Below are 13,197 nucleotides of genomic sequence, written 5' to 3'. Positions count from 1 at the left end.
TCGGCGCACTGCGAAGTACGTCCACGTACTCACCTGCCTTGGAGTTCGTCATGGTCACCACTGCAACAGCCAACGCCCCGCTCATCGAGAAACACACGATTGGATACGTGCCCCCCGAAGATCGCCATGGAAAGGTAAGAGACCTGTTCACCCTGTGGTTCGGCGGCAACATCGCGCCGCTGCCGATCGTCACCGGAGCACTGGGTGTGCAACTGTTCAACCTTAATCTGATGTGGGGCATCGTCGCCATCCTCATCGGTCACCTGGTCGGCGGCGTGCTGATGGCGCTGCACTCGGCCCAGGGCCCGCAGATGGGCATCCCGCAAATGATCCAGAGCCGTGCCCAGTTCGGCTCCCTCGGCGCGTTGCTGGTGGTGGTGATCGCGGGTGTCATGTACATCGGTTTCTTTGCTTCCAACATCGTGCTGGCGGGCAAATCCCTGCACGGGGTGGTCGATTCGGTGCCCGTGCCGGTCGGCATCGTGATCGGCGCCATCGGTTCCGGGATTATAGGCATCATCGGCTACCGCTTTATCCACGTGCTCAACCGCATTGGCACCTGGGTACTGGGCGCCGGGATCGTGCTCGGTTTCGGCTACATCTTCACCCACATACAGACCACCGACTTTCTGACCCGCGGCGGGTTCAACATTGCAGGCGTGCTGGCGACCATTTCCCTGGCTGCCCTGTGGCAGATCGCCTTTGCCCCCTACGTGTCTGACTACTCCCGCTACCTGCCGGCTGACGTCCCCGTTGCGTCCACCTTCTGGACCACTTACCTGGGTTCGGTCCTGGGCTCCAGTCTGTCCTTCATCTTTGGCGCCGTTGCCGTCCTCGCCACCCCGGTAGGGATGGACACCATGGAAGCGGTCAAACTCGCCACGGGCTCCATCGGCCCCCTGATGCTGGTGCTCTTTTTGCTCAGCGTGATCAGCCACAACGCCCTCAACCTGTACGGCGCGGTACTGTCGATCATCACCCTGGTGCAGACCTTTGCGTATCGCTGGATTCCAACAGCCAAAAGCCGTGCGGTGATCTCCATCATCGTGCTGGCCACGTGTGCAACTGCAGCCGTGTTCGCCTCCAAGGACTTTATCGGGCACTTCGTCGATATGGTGCTGGTGTTGCTGGTGGTATTGGTGCCGTGGACAGCGATCAACCTGATCGACTTCTACGCGATCCATAAGGGCAAGTACGACATTGCGTCGATCTTTCGTGTGGATGGCGGGATTTACGGGCGCTACAACCCCCAGGCATTGCTGGCGTATGCGGTCGGTATTGTGGTGCAGATTCCGTTCATGAACACGCCGCTGTATGTGGGTCCGATTTCAGAACACATCAACGGAGCGGACTTGTCCTGGATCGTCGGGCTGGTAGTGACTTCGCCGTTGTATTTCTGGCTGGCGAATCGTGACAGTGCCTACAAACGCAGGATGAACGAGGGCGCATTGGTCGCCGGTGTCTGATCGGCCACCCAGGCTGTTTATCTTGAACTGAAGACTCTGCAACTCCCGCCCCACAGGCAGCGCCAGATACTGGAAGCCTCGTCACTAGACGACTTGCGGGTCTGGCGTTGCGCATTTGGCAATACCCAGCCACCCTCGCCTTCAAACCCCTGAAAATCCGGAGCATCCTGGGTGGTGACTTGAGAGAGATGCCGCAAAGAAATCATCGTTGGGCGCCTGGACAAGCTCCCTGATGAAAAGCCAGAAACGAAAAAAGGACCCGAAGGTCCTTTGTTCTGCTCTATCGAACTGCAATGAATTCGTAAAGCCATGTTTGGAGCGGGAAACGAGACTCGAACTCGCGACCCCGACCTTGGCAAGGTCGTGCTCTACCAACTGAGCTATTCCCGCGTCTTGGTGCTGGGCATTCTATAGCAATAAAAGAATGCGTCAACCCATTGATTCAAAAAGTTTTATTTATTTTACCGAGGTCGTCTTCAGATGCGGCCAGGCGGCCCGCAAATACTGAAGCATCGACCACAAGGTCAACCCGGCCGCCACCAGCAGCAACCCGTAACCCACCAACACCCAGAAGCTGAAGTCCGATGGATTGGCCAGCAAGATGATCAGGGCCAGCATTTGCGCCGCTGTTTTCCATTTGCCCATGTTCGATACGGCAACCTGAGCCCGTGCTCCCAACTCTGCCATCCACTCGCGCAACGCGGAAATGACAATTTCACGGCCAATAATCACGGCCGCAGGCAGGGTCAGCCACACGTTGTGGTGCTCTTGCACCAACAGGACCAACGCCACAGCAACCATCAACTTGTCGGCTACCGGATCCAGAAAGGCACCAAAAGGCGTGCTTTGCTCCAGTCGACGGGCCAAATAGCCGTCGAGCCAATCCGTCGCCGCCGCAAACGCGAAGACTGAGCTGGCGGCTACATAACTCCAGCTGTACGGCATGTAAAACAACAGAATGAAGAAAGGAATGAGTAGAACGCGTAGTACGGTGATCAAATTAGGGATATTCATCGGCACAACTGGCTACGAGGTGAGGGGGCATTCTACTCGCTGTGCAGGTTTGCATAAATCAACTCAGCGAGCTTTTTACTGATCCCGGGTGCTTTGGCGATCTCCTCGATGCTGGCACGAGATAGCTCCTGTAAGCCACCAAAATGTTTCAATAAATCTCGGCGGCGAGTCGGCCCTACCCCTGCAATGCCTTCCAGGGTTGAGGTTCGACGGGTTTTACCCCGTCGCGCCCGATGTCCGGTAATGGCAAAACGGTGGGCCTCGTCACGGATTTGCTGAATCAAATGCAAGGCCGGCGAGTCACCCTTTAACGTGAATTCATGGGCAGCATCGTTCAGATAGAGAGTTTCGAAGCCCGCCTTGCGTGTTGCCCCCTTGGCCACGCCAAGCAGGATCAAGTCTGGCACGGCCAGTTCATTGAGCACATCACGGGCCATTGAGAGCTGACCCTTGCCACCATCGACCAGCAGGATGTCGGGCAACTTGCCCTCCCCCTCTTTAAGCCGGCTGAAACGGCGCATCAGTGCCTGGTGCATGGCGGCATAGTCATCGCCCGGGGTGACGCCTTCAATGTTGAAGCGCCGGTAATCCGACTTGATCGGACCTTCGGGGCCGAACACCACGCAGGATGCAACGGTCGCTTCACCGCTGGAGTGACTGATGTCATAGCACTCCAGCCGCTGTGGGATTTCGTCGAGTTTCAATACTTTGGCCAGAGCCTCAAAGCGTGCCGCAACATGCAGACGGTTTGTCAGCCGGGCAACCAGCGCCTGCTCGGCATTGGTGACCGCCAGTTGCTGCCATCGCGCCCGCGTGCCACGCACCCTGTAGCTGATGGCCAGCTCTCGGCCCCGCAGCTCTTCGATGGCGTCGATGATTGCGCCGAAGCTCTCGTGCTCCACGTTTACAATCAGCTCGCTCGGCAAGTCGCGCTCAGGGCTGCTGATGTAGTACTGACCGAGAAAGGCCGCCATGACTTCGGCCACCTCCTCCTCGATACCGACCTGAGGAAAGAAGTTCTTGCTGCCCAATACCCGCCCGCCGCGCACATTGATCAAATGCACACAGGCGCCGCCGGGGTTTACGAAAGCGGCAATCACATCCACATCGCCGGTCCCGCCTTCCATGCTTTGCTGGTCCTGAACCCTGCGCAAGAGCGAAATCTGGTCACGTACCTCAGCGGCACGCTCAAAATCAAGGGTGCTGGCGGCTTGCTCCATTGCACTGTTGAGCTCGTCGGTCAGCGCGCTGCTGCGCCCCTCCAGGAACATGATCGAGTGGCGAACATCCTCGGCATACTCCTGCGGCTCAACCAACCCGACACAAGGCGCTTTGCAGCGCTTGATCTGATACTGCAAACAAGGCCGCGTTCTGTTTTTGAAGTAGCTGTCATCGCACTGACGCACCAGAAAGGTCTTTTGCAAGATGCTCAGGCTCTCGCGAATAGCGCCCGCACTGGGGTAAGGCCCGAAGTACTTGCCTTTTAGCTTCTTGGCACCGCGATGAATGCTCAGGCGCGGGAATTCACCATCCGACAGAAACACATAGGGATAGGACTTATCGTCGCGCAACAGAATGTTGTACGGCGGGCGCCATTCCTTGATAAGCGTCTGCTCAAGCAGCAACGCCTCGGTTTCATTGGCGGTAATGGTGGTTTCTATTTGCGCGATACGTGCCACGAGGGCAGCTGTTTTAGGCGCCAGGCCGGTTTTGCGAAAGTAGCTGGCCAGACGCTTTTTCAGGTTCTTGGCCTTACCCACGTAAAGCAGCCGTGCATCGCCGTCAAACATGCGATACACGCCAGGACGACCGCTGCAGGTCGAAAGAAACGCACTTGCGTCAAACACGTCAGTCATCGTTAACCAGCATCGACCATGCCGTGACGAACAGCCAGCAAGGCCAGTTCAACATCGCTTTTGACCGAGAGCTTCTCGTAAATGCGGTAGCGGTAGGTATTGACCGTCTTGGGCGACAGGCAAAGTTTGTCTGAAATGACCTGGACCTTCTGACAGCCCACAATCATCAGCGCGATCTGAATTTCGCGCTCGGACAGGGCATCAAACGGAGAGTCACTTGCAGGCTGAAAGGATTTGAGTGCCAATTGCTGTGCGACTTGCGGGCTGATGTAGCGCTGACCGGCGAATACCAGCCTGATTGCCTGGACCATCTCGGCCAGACCCGCGCCCTTGGTCATGTAGCCTGCGGCGCCTGCCTGCAGCAAGCGCGTCGGAAAAGGGTCTTCTTCACACACCGTCACGGCGACAACCTTGATGTCGGGGTGGCTGCGCATCATCTTGCGGGTAGCTTCCAGACCACCAATGCCGGGCATTTTGACATCCATCAAAACCACATCAGGCTTCAGCTCGCGGGCCTTGAGAAGGGACTCCTCACCGGACTCGGCCTGACCGACCACTTGCAAGCCTTCGATATCGGCCAGCATTCGTGTGATCCCTGTACGCACAAGATCGTGGTCATCGACCACTAGAACCCGAATCAAGTCGATACCTCGCAAATTGGTCTTGGTTGATTGTGGACACCTTAGCAAAAACTAATCCACCAACCTACCGACTTGCGTCAACTATCCACGCCAAAGCGTTAAATCCTTGTAAATATTCAGCCCTTGACGGCCTCAATATCTTCAGGATCACGAAGTTCCTTTGCCGGGTGAGCGACAGACAGCTCGGCCAAGGTTGTGGTCAAGCGGCGGATGGCGTCCTGATCTTCCTTTTGCAAGACCCGGTAGCTGGTCAGGACTTTTTCTTCTATATGACTGAGGTTATCGACTAATGTCGGGGTTGGGCTGCCGGTCAGTACAAACAGCACATCCACCCCACGCCCTGCGACCCGCGACAAGTAGTCCGCCTTGGGCGCGCGATCACCACTCTCATATTTGCCTTGGGCATTCGCCTCGACACCACCAATTTCGCCAAAAGCTTTCTGCGACAAACCCAGTCGCTCTCTCTCTTGGCGCAAGCGCAAACTAATTCCACTCATTTGGATGTATGATCCCATTTTAAACACCCGCAAGGATGGTATAATCCATAAATTTTAAACAAAATTGAACGGTTTTGAACTATGACCGGAATTCGTACTGCCGCACAAGCCAAGGCATGGCTGGAATACCAGGGGAAATCCGTTCAAGAGTTCGCTCGGGAACATGGCGTCGACCCGGCCACCACTTATCAAGTGCTCGCCGGGCGCAAAAAGGGGAAGCGTGGTGAAGCCCACAAGGTAGCGGTTCTTCTGGGCATGAAAGACGGCATCATTGCCTCTCAAGCCACACATTCAGTTGAGGCAGAAGGTGATGAGTTCGCTTGAGTATGCGCCTAATCGGGCGTAGCTCCCGATTTAGTATTCAGGCACGCCCTTACCTCAACAGTATGTTGGGCGACCGGCGGCGAAATGCCCGCAAACAGGGCCCTCACGTGTTCGTGACCGGCTCGAATAAACATCTCGCCTGCCCCTGACTCTGATGGCAATAGTCTGAATTGTTAATCCACATAGTATTTTTTGATTGAATACGCCCGTTCGCCTCAAGTAAGCTGCGAACCATCAATCGGAGACCACCCATGTTGCATCACGCCCCCACAGACATTTGTAAGACCGCACGCGACGAGCGTCTGGCTGAATCTGTGTGCGCGAACAACATGCACTCCACCGCACGATTTTATTTTGGGTATTGGTTTAGCCACTAGCGCGCCTGATACCCACACGGCGCCCACTACTTAGGGGTCGCCTACCAGAGAATTCTCACCCCCGGTCGGCTTCCCGACCGGGGGTTTTGTTTTTCTGGCCCCTGACATTTTATTGAATTGAGGATTTACCCCATGAACTACGCCACTTATTACCGCTTCGACCTTTGCACTGCATGGCGATTTATCAACCGCCGTTCGGGACAGCCTGCCGCCTCCGAACGGACCCACATTGGTGGCACGCAAGCACTCATAGCCAGTCTGGCCAATTGTCGAACACCCCAGTAGGGCTGAGCGCGCGGGAGAACCCGCCGCCTGCCCAGGAAGCACACACCATGAACGCATCCGTATCCGCTCTGCCAGCCGTACACACTGCAACTACCCAGATTTCGACCCGTCGCCTGCCCAGCGCAGCGCAACTCAAACAGCAACTGCCCCTGAGCATCAAGCTTCGCGAGCAGATCAGCAGCCAGCGCCAGGCCATTCGCGCCATCCTCAACGGTGAAGACTCCCGTTTACTGGTGGTTGTCGGCCCCTGCTCCATCCACGACCCCCTCGCCGCACTCGAATACGCCAGCAATCTCGCAGCCTTGGCCCATGAAGTGAGCGACGACATGCTACTGGTCATGCGTGCCTACATCGAAAAACCGCGCACCACTGTGGGCTGGAAAGGCCTGGCCTACGATCCGCACCTGGATGGCAGCGATGACATGGCTCACGGCCTGACCCTGTCACGGGAACTGATGTTCGAAATCCTGCGCATGGGCCTTCCGGTCGCCACCGAACTGTTGCAGCCCATCGCTGCAGGCTACTTCGACGACCTGCTGGGCTGGGTGGCCATTGGCGCCCGCACCACCGAATCGCAAATTCACCGCGAAATGGCCAGCGGCCTTGATCTGCCGGTAGGCTTCAAAAACGGCACTGACGGCGGCGTGGCAATCGCCTGCGATGCCATGCGCTCTGCCGCGCACAGTCACCGTCATTTCGGGGTCGATAGCCAGGGCCATCCGGCAATCGTCGAGACGCCCGGCAACCCCGACACCCATCTGGTACTGCGCGGTGGCCACAGCGGCCCGAACTACGACCGCGCCAGTGTGGCCAAGGCTCGCGCCGGACTGGAAAAAAGCGCCATCCCGGCCCGCATGATGATCGACTGCAGCCACGCCAACAGCGGCAAAGACCCGTTGCGCCAGCCGGAAGTGTTCAATGATGTGCTCGAACAGCGCCTGGCAGGTGATCACTCCCTGATTGGCATGATGCTCGAAAGCCATCTGTTCGAAGGCTGCCAGCCCCTGAGTGCGAACATGCGCTACGGGGTTTCCGTGACCGATGGCTGCCTGGGCTGGGATGCCACCGAGCACTTGCTGCGCAACGCCGCCCAACAGCTGCAAACACAGCGCCGCGTCGCCCGGGTCATCGCCTGACAAGCCTGCTCGGCAAACCTCTGTGCAGCCCGGGAATATGCCCACGGCTGCGCGAAGTCGATATCGACTAAGGTGTTTTTTACGGTTAACAACACCAAGGAAAACACCCCATGGATGACTCAGCCAATACCCACTACCCGATTCTGCTGGTACACGGACTGTTCGGTTTCGGCCGGATAGGCCCCTTCAACTACTTTAAAGGCATCGAGGACGCGCTCGCTGAATCAGGCGCCAGGGTTTTCGTGCCGATCATTTCGGCCGCCAACAACAACGAGACACGGGGCGAACAACTGCTTGAGCATATACGCAGGGTGTGCACCCAGACCGGCGCACAGCGGGTCAACCTGATCGGCCACAGCCAGGGCGCCCTGACCGCCCGCTATGCAGCTGCCACCGCGCCACATCTTGTCGCCTCCGTGACCTCGGTCAGCGGCCCGAATCATGGTTCGGAAGCAGCAGACCGCATGCGTCAGGCCTTTGTGCCGGGCACACTGCCCGAAACCATCGCCGGCGCCCTGACCACAGCGTTCTCCACATTCCTGTCAGCGATAACCGGCCACTCGCAACTGCCGCAACACGCACTTGAGGCGCTCAACGCCCTGACCACCGAAGGAGTTACTGCATTTAACCTTAAATACCCCCAATGCCTGCCTGAAACCTGGGGCGGCATGGGGGCCGAGTACGTAAACGATGTGTTCTATTACTCCTGGAGCGGCATTATCAAAGGCTCACGATTGTCGGAATCGCTGAACCTGCTCGACCCCTTGCACAACGCCTGCCGTGTGTTCGGCAGCTTTTTTACCCGTGAGACCAAGGAAAATGACGGAATGGTGGGACGATTCAGCTCCCATCTGGGCCATGTGATCCGCTCGGACTACCCCCTTGATCACCTCGACACCATTAATCACCTGGCCCCCATGAGAAAAAAAACCGTCAACCCGCTCACGCTTTATGTCGAACACGCCAAGCTTTTGAAAAACAAAGGGTTATAAAAATAGTCCGGTCGCAGTACGTCAAGCATTGATCCGCCAGTCAGCAAAAACGCAAAACAGAACTTTTGCCGAGAAAAAACCCACTGAATCCGGTAGGCTCGGCACTTTCTTGAAAGGAGTACTCCCTCATGGCTAAAGCCACTGCCCGTCACATCCTTGTTGCCACCGAAGACAAGTGCAACGAACTGAAAGCCCAAATCGAAGGCGGCGCTGATTTCGCCGAAGTGGCGAAAGCCAACTCTTCTTGCCCGTCCAGCCGTCAGGGCGGCGACCTGGGTTCTTTCGGTCCAGGCCAGATGGTTAAAGAATTCGACACCGTCGTCTTCAGCGCGCCAATCAACGTGGTGCAAGGCCCGGTCAAGACCCAGTTCGGCTATCACCTGCTGGAAGTCACCAGCCGCCAGGACTAATCCTCCCCGCGCTGCGTGAAAACGGCCCACCTATTGGTGGGCCGTTTCGTATCCGCAACTGCAAACCACGTGCTACGTTTCCTCATTCACGAACCCGTCGTTCTGAGGAATTGATCATGAGCCTTAAGGGTAAAACTGCACTGGTTACCGGTTCCACCAGCGGCATCGGCCTTGGCATCGCACTGAGCCTGGCCAAGGCTGGAGCCGACCTGATACTCAACGGCTTTGGCGATGCCAGCAAAGTCATTGCAGACATCCAGCAACTGGGCGTCAAAGTGGGTCACCATCCTGCAGATGTCAGCGACCCGGCGCAGATCGCCGACATGATCAGTTATGCCGAACGCGAGTTCGGTGGTATCGACATTCTGGTCAACAACGCAGGCATCCAGCATGTGGCCAGCGTCGAGGAGTTCCCGGTAGAACGCTGGGATTCAATCATCGCGATCAACCTGTCCAGCGTGTTTCACAGCACTCGCCTGACCCTGCCCGGCATGCGCAAGCGCGGCTGGGGGCGCATCGTCAATATCGCCTCGGTTCATGGCCTGGTGGGGTCGGTCGGCAAAGCCGCCTATGTGGCCGCCAAACATGGCGTGATCGGCCTGACCAAAGTCGTTGGCCTGGAAACCGCCACCAGCAATATCACCTGCAATGCCATCTGCCCAGGCTGGGTGCTCACACCACTGGTGCAAAAACAGATTGATCAGCGCATCAGCCAGGGCATTGACCCCTATCAGGCGCAGCACGATCTGCTGGCCGAGAAACAACCCTCCCTGGAGTTCGTGACCCCGCCCCAACTGGGCGAACTGGTGCTGTTTTTATGCAGCGAGGCAGCCAGCCAGGTGCGTGGTGCCGCCTGGAACGTGGACGGCGGTTGGCTGGCGCAATAAGTGGGCGGATCGCTGCATACCCAACATGCAAAAATGCACACCAGCCCTGCACTTATCAGGGTTGTAATGAGCAAATTTGCACTGTTAGCATCCGTTATCGTTCGCCCGTGAACACCGACTAAAAATAATATAAAGCAGGGAGTTAGTGATGACTGCTCAGGTTTCCTCCTCACCGACACCGGAAATCGCTCCAATTGACGAGACGATTCTGGCCGAGGTCCGCAACCACATTGGTCACCTGACCCTCAACCGCCCCAGCGGTCTCAATGCCATCAACCTGGAGATGGTGCGCAGCCTTCAGCAGCATCTCGATGCCTGGGCCACAGACCCTCAGGTAAAAGCCATTGTGCTGCGTGGCGCTGGCGAAAAAGCCTTTTGCGCTGGCGGGGACATCCGCTCGCTCTACGACAGTTATCAAAACAACGACACCCTGCACACGGTGTTCTTCGAAGAGGAATACGCCCTCGACCTGACCCTGCACCACTACCCCAAACCCGTGATTGCCTTGATGGACGGTTTTGTCCTCGGCGGCGGCATGGGACTGGTGCAAGGCGCGGATCTGCGCCTTGTCACCGAGCGCAGCAAGCTGGCGATGCCTGAAGTGGCAATCGGTTATTTCCCTGACGTTGGCGGCAGCTACTTTCTGACCCGCACACCGGGCCAGCTTGGTACTTACCTGGGGGTCAGTGGCGTGCAAATCCGCGCCAGTGACGCACTGTACTGCGGGCTGGCTGACGGCTATCTGGAGAGCAGCAAACTGCCTGAACTGGATAGAAGCCTCGATACCCTCGAATGGCGAGGCACCCCCATTGATGATCTGACAGCACTGATCGGAACGCTCGCAGTGACCGTGTTGCCCGAGCCGCCGCTGGCCAGGCTTCGCCCCCTGATAGACAGCGTTTTCGCCCAGGCCGATATACCGCGAATCGTCGCTCATCTGCGCGCTGTCACGGCGCCGGAAACCCGCGACTGGGCCAATGAAACCGCCGACCTTCTGCAAACCCGCTCCCCGTTGGCAATGGCCGTCACCCTCGAAATGCTGCGCCGTGGCCGTGAACTGACTCTGGAACAGTGTTTTGCCCTCGAACTGCACCTTGACCGTCAATGGTTCGATCGCGGCGACCTGATGGAGGGCGTGCGCGCACTGATCATCGACAAGGACAAAAACCCGCGCTGGAACCCGCCTGCCCTGGACGCACTGGACCCTGTGCATGTCGTCAGCTTTTTCACCTCATTCGACGCGACGGGAGCCTGAGCCATGCAAGATATCGAACTGAGCGAAGAACAAGTGATGATCCGCGACATGGCCCGCGACTTTGCCCGCCGTGAAATCGCCCCCCATGCCCAGGCCTGGGAAAAGGCCGGCTGGATCGACGATGCACTGGTGGCCAAGCTCGGCGAACTGGGCCTGTTGGGCATGGTGGTTCCGGAAGAATGGGGCGGCACCTATGTCGACTACGTTGCCTACGCCCTGGCCGTGGAAGAAATATCGGCCGGTGATGGCGCAACCGGTGCGCTGATGAGTATCCATAACTCCGTCGGCTGCGGGCCCATCCTCAAATACGGCAGCGAGGCGCAAAAACAAACCTGGCTGGCGGAGCTTGCCAGTGGCCAGACCATCGCCTGCTTCTGCCTGACCGAGCCACAGGCGGGCTCTGAAGCCCACAACCTGCGCACACGAGCGGAACTGCGCGACGGCCAGTGGGTGATCAACGGCGCCAAACAGTTTGTCAGCAATGGCAAGCGCGCCAAGCTGGCCATCGTGTTTGCCGTCACCGATCCAAACCTTGGCAAAAAAGGCATTTCGGCGTTTTTGGTGCCTACCGCGACCCCGGGTTTCATCGTCGACCGTACCGAACACAAAATGGGCATTCGCGCCTCGGACACCTGCGCCGTTACCCTGAACAATTGCACCGTGCCTGAAGCCAACATGCTCGGCGAACGCGGCAAGGGGCTGGCCATCGCCCTGTCCAACCTCGAAGGCGGACGCATCGGTATTGGCGCCCAGGCACTGGGCATCGCCCGTGCTGCCTTCGAAGCGGCACTGGGCTATTCCCGTGACCGGGTGCAATTTGACAAGGCGATCATCGAACACCAAAGCATCGCCAACATGCTGGCTGACATGCAAACCCGGATCAATGCAGCGCGACTGCTGATCCTGCATGCGGCGCGCCTGCGCAGCGCGGGCAAGCCCTGCCTGTCAGAAGCCTCACAGGCCAAACTGTTTGCTTCGGAAATGGCCGAGTATGTGTGCTCCAAAGCCATCCAGATCCATGGCGGCTATGGCTACCTTGAAGACTACCCGGTTGAGCGTTACTACCGAGATGCGCGCATCACCCAGATCTATGAGGGATCGAGCGAGATTCAGCGAATGGTTATTGCGCGGGAATTGAAGAATTATCTGATCTAGACACCAGCGCTGAGCCTGTGGGAGCGGGCTTGCTCGCAATGTCAGCGCCCCGGTACGACTGACATACCCGGTTAACTGAATCGCGAGCAAGCCCGCTCCCACATCCACAGTCAGTGACTTTTAGCGGTTTTCAAACTCGGCAGCACGCTTTTCCACAAACGCCGCCATCCCTTCTTTCTGGTCATGTGTCGCGAACATGGCGTGGAACACCCGACGCTCGAAACGCACACCTTCAGACAGGCTGATCTCGAATGCCCGATTCACGCATTCCTTGGTCAGCATCAGCACCGGCAAGGATTTACTGGCAATCAGCGCTGCGACTTTCAACGCTTCATCCAGCAACTCATCGACCGGTACCACGCGTGCAACCAGCCCCGAACGCTCGGCCTCTTCGGCCCCGATCAAGCGCCCACTCAGGCACATTTCCATCGCCTTGGCCTTGCCCACTGCGCGGGTCAGACGCTGCGTTCCACCCATGCCCGGCAACACACCCAGGTTGATTTCCGGCTGGCCGAATTTGGCGTTGTCACCGGCCAAAATGAAATCGCACATCATCGCCAGTTCACAGCCGCCCCCCAACGCAAAACCCGCTACCGCCGCAATGATCGGCTTGCGTCGGGTCGCCACGCGATCACTGTCAGAAAACAGGTCATCGAGGTAGATTTGCGGGTAGTTCAGGTCCGCCATTTCCTTGATGTCCGCACCGGCGGCAAAGGCTTTTTTCGAACCGGTAATGACGATGCAGCCAATCCCGTTATCGGCTTCCAGCGTGTCCAGCGCCTGGTTCACTTCGCTGACCAACTGCGCATTCAGGGCATTGAGCGCCTGGGGCCGGTTCAGTGTAATCAGGCCTACATGCCCATGAATGTCCAGCAGAATGGTTTCGTAGCTCATCACTAATG

The 13,197-nt window shown here is 57.8% G+C and carries 13 protein-coding genes and 1 tRNA gene; 8 read left to right on the top strand and 6 right to left on the bottom strand.

From position 1 onward, the window contains the following. Positions 1-50 precede the first annotated feature (50 nt). Positions 51-1,466 (top strand): cytosine permease, encoded by a 1,416-nt coding sequence (locus AC19YQ_RS19630; protein WP_133076931.1) that lies wholly within the window; start codon positions 51-53, stop codon positions 1,464-1,466. Between the two features lie 314 nt (positions 1,467-1,780). On the opposite strand, the gene AC19YQ_RS19625 is transcribed toward AC19YQ_RS19630, so the two are convergent. The 5 genes from AC19YQ_RS19625 to AC19YQ_RS19605 form a co-directional block, all read right to left on the bottom strand. Then, positions 1,781-1,856: transfer RNA gene (locus AC19YQ_RS19625), tRNA-Gly, on the bottom strand. Positions 1,857-1,922: 66 nt separating this feature from the next. Then, complete coding sequence (pgsA, locus tag AC19YQ_RS19620) at positions 1,923-2,480, bottom strand: CDP-diacylglycerol--glycerol-3-phosphate 3-phosphatidyltransferase (protein WP_048361487.1); 558 nt, start codon at positions 2,478-2,480, stop codon at positions 1,923-1,925. 32 nt (positions 2,481-2,512) lie between these two features. Continuing rightward, positions 2,513-4,336 carry an excinuclease ABC subunit UvrC gene (gene uvrC / locus AC19YQ_RS19615; protein WP_219263131.1) on the bottom strand — a complete coding sequence of 608 codons (1,824 nt, stop codon included), beginning with the start codon at positions 4,334-4,336 and terminating at the stop codon, positions 2,513-2,515. A gap of 2 nt (positions 4,337-4,338) precedes the next feature. Beyond that, complete coding sequence (gene gacA, locus AC19YQ_RS19610) at positions 4,339-4,977, bottom strand: response regulator transcription factor GacA (protein ID WP_019826343.1); 639 nt, start codon at positions 4,975-4,977, stop codon at positions 4,339-4,341. Positions 4,978-5,093: 116 nt separating this feature from the next. Beyond that, complete coding sequence (locus AC19YQ_RS19605; protein ID WP_500595726.1) at positions 5,094-5,474, bottom strand: helix-turn-helix domain-containing protein; 381 nt, start codon at positions 5,472-5,474, stop codon at positions 5,094-5,096. Between the two features lie 81 nt (positions 5,475-5,555). Here AC19YQ_RS19605 and AC19YQ_RS19600 point away from each other — a divergent pair, with 81 nt between their 5' ends. The 7 genes from AC19YQ_RS19600 (at position 5,556) to AC19YQ_RS19570 (ending at position 12,295) form a co-directional block, all read left to right on the top strand. Beyond that, complete coding sequence (locus tag AC19YQ_RS19600) at positions 5,556-5,798, top strand: helix-turn-helix domain-containing protein (RefSeq protein WP_133077459.1); 243 nt, start codon at positions 5,556-5,558, stop codon at positions 5,796-5,798. A 709-nt stretch (positions 5,799-6,507) separates the two neighbouring features. Further along, a complete protein-coding gene (locus AC19YQ_RS19595; protein WP_500595725.1) occupies positions 6,508-7,596 on the top strand; it encodes a 3-deoxy-7-phosphoheptulonate synthase in 1,089 nt (362 codons plus the stop codon). A 110-nt stretch (positions 7,597-7,706) separates the two neighbouring features. After that, on the top strand, positions 7,707-8,588 hold the full coding sequence (locus AC19YQ_RS19590; RefSeq protein WP_500595724.1) for a triacylglycerol lipase: 882 nt from the start codon (positions 7,707-7,709) through the stop codon (positions 8,586-8,588). A 128-nt stretch (positions 8,589-8,716) separates the two neighbouring features. After that, positions 8,717-8,998 carry a peptidylprolyl isomerase gene (locus AC19YQ_RS19585; RefSeq protein ID WP_016781241.1) on the top strand — a complete coding sequence of 94 codons (282 nt, stop codon included), beginning with the start codon at positions 8,717-8,719 and terminating at the stop codon, positions 8,996-8,998. 116 nt (positions 8,999-9,114) lie between these two features. Next, positions 9,115-9,885 carry a 3-hydroxybutyrate dehydrogenase gene (locus AC19YQ_RS19580; protein ID WP_338647125.1) on the top strand — a complete coding sequence of 257 codons (771 nt, stop codon included), beginning with the start codon at positions 9,115-9,117 and terminating at the stop codon, positions 9,883-9,885. A 148-nt stretch (positions 9,886-10,033) separates the two neighbouring features. Then, positions 10,034-11,140 carry an enoyl-CoA hydratase/isomerase family protein gene (locus AC19YQ_RS19575; RefSeq protein WP_338647123.1) on the top strand — a complete coding sequence of 369 codons (1,107 nt, stop codon included), beginning with the start codon at positions 10,034-10,036 and terminating at the stop codon, positions 11,138-11,140. Between the two features lie 3 nt (positions 11,141-11,143). Continuing rightward, positions 11,144-12,295, top strand: a complete 1,152-nt coding sequence (locus AC19YQ_RS19570) for an acyl-CoA dehydrogenase family protein (RefSeq protein ID WP_133077454.1) — start codon at positions 11,144-11,146, stop codon at positions 12,293-12,295. A 120-nt stretch (positions 12,296-12,415) separates the two neighbouring features. Here AC19YQ_RS19570 and AC19YQ_RS19565 read toward each other — a convergent pair whose 3' ends face one another. Continuing rightward, complete coding sequence (locus tag AC19YQ_RS19565) at positions 12,416-13,189, bottom strand: enoyl-CoA hydratase (RefSeq protein WP_133077449.1); 774 nt, start codon at positions 13,187-13,189, stop codon at positions 12,416-12,418. Between the last annotated feature and the right edge of the window lie 8 nt (positions 13,190-13,197).

The organism is Pseudomonas sp. MF06569 (assembly GCF_059862735.1).
The sequence above is the reverse complement of the archived record's forward strand: the minus strand, read 5'-3'. Positions and strand labels throughout refer to the sequence as shown.

Excerpts from the sequence above, each read along its gene's own strand:
- AC19YQ_RS19595 (WP_500595725.1), top strand. The coding sequence starts at position 6,508 with ATGAACGCATCCGTATCCGCTCTGCCAGCCGTACACACTGCAACTACC.
- AC19YQ_RS19600 (WP_133077459.1), top strand. The coding sequence starts at position 5,556 with ATGACCGGAATTCGTACTGCCGCACAAGCCAAGGCATGGCTGGAATAC.
- AC19YQ_RS19565 (WP_133077449.1), bottom strand. The coding sequence starts at position 13,189 with ATGAGCTACGAAACCATTCTGCTGGACATTCATGGGCATGTAGGCCTG.
- AC19YQ_RS19585 (WP_016781241.1), top strand. The coding sequence starts at position 8,717 with ATGGCTAAAGCCACTGCCCGTCACATCCTTGTTGCCACCGAAGACAAG.
- AC19YQ_RS19580 (WP_338647125.1), top strand. The coding sequence starts at position 9,115 with ATGAGCCTTAAGGGTAAAACTGCACTGGTTACCGGTTCCACCAGCGGC.
- AC19YQ_RS19570 (WP_133077454.1), top strand. The coding sequence starts at position 11,144 with ATGCAAGATATCGAACTGAGCGAAGAACAAGTGATGATCCGCGACATG.
- AC19YQ_RS19590 (WP_500595724.1), top strand. The coding sequence starts at position 7,707 with ATGGATGACTCAGCCAATACCCACTACCCGATTCTGCTGGTACACGGA.
- AC19YQ_RS19630 (WP_133076931.1), top strand. The coding sequence starts at position 51 with ATGGTCACCACTGCAACAGCCAACGCCCCGCTCATCGAGAAACACACG.
- pgsA (WP_048361487.1), bottom strand. The coding sequence starts at position 2,480 with ATGAATATCCCTAATTTGATCACCGTACTACGCGTTCTACTCATTCCT.
- uvrC (WP_219263131.1), bottom strand. The coding sequence starts at position 4,336 with ATGACTGACGTGTTTGACGCAAGTGCGTTTCTTTCGACCTGCAGCGGT.
- AC19YQ_RS19605 (WP_500595726.1), bottom strand. The coding sequence starts at position 5,474 with ATGAGTGGAATTAGTTTGCGCTTGCGCCAAGAGAGAGAGCGACTGGGT.
- AC19YQ_RS19575 (WP_338647123.1), top strand. The coding sequence starts at position 10,034 with ATGACTGCTCAGGTTTCCTCCTCACCGACACCGGAAATCGCTCCAATT.